At 68.7% G+C, this 591-nt stretch carries 1 protein-coding gene; it reads right to left on the reverse strand.

From position 1 onward, the window contains the following. Positions 1 to 38: 38 nt before the first annotated feature. The coding region (locus G9373_RS45590; protein ID WP_167121402.1) for an alpha/beta hydrolase fold domain-containing protein at positions 39 to 591 on the reverse strand (553 nt) is incomplete at its 5' end.

Consider the following 591-nt stretch of genomic DNA (forward strand, 5'->3'; position numbering starts at 1 on the left):
GGGTGGGGCAGCCAGGGGCCTGTACCGCCCTGGGTTTGTTACTTGCGGTACCAGGCGGCGAGCTTGTCGAACTCCTCGGCCACGAGGGCGGAGCGACCGGCCAGGAACGGGTAGACGTGCTGCTGGCCCTCGCCGATGGACAGGGTGACATCCACACCGGCCGCCGTGGCGCGCTCCTCTAGCCGCGTCGCGTTGTCGAGGAGCGACTCGACGCTGCCGGCCGTGACATACAGCCGTGGGAAGCCGGTGAAGTCGGCGTGCAGCGGGTTGGCCAGCGGGGTCGTCGGGTCGATCGTGTCCCCGAGGACGCCGGCGATCATGCCTTCGAGCAGTTCCGGGGTGATCAGGGCGTCGGTGTCGTTGTTGGTGGCAAGCGTTTCGCCCGTGTTCTCCATGTCGAGCCACGGGGAGAAGGCGATGACCCCGCCGGGGCCCTGCTTGCCCTGTTCCTTCAGGGCCAGGGCGATGGCGATGGCGAGGTTGCCGCCCGCCGAATCGCCGATGGTTGTGATGTCCTGCGGGGCGATGCCGGATACGACGAGCGCATCGAAAGCGGCCACCCCGTCCTCTACCTGGGCCGGGTGCTGGAAC

Origin of the sequence: Rhodococcus sp. A14, from assembly GCF_011603105.1 — a bacterium.
In the GTDB taxonomy this organism is placed as follows: Bacteria; Actinomycetota; Actinomycetes; order Mycobacteriales; family Mycobacteriaceae; genus Rhodococcus_F; species Rhodococcus_F opacus.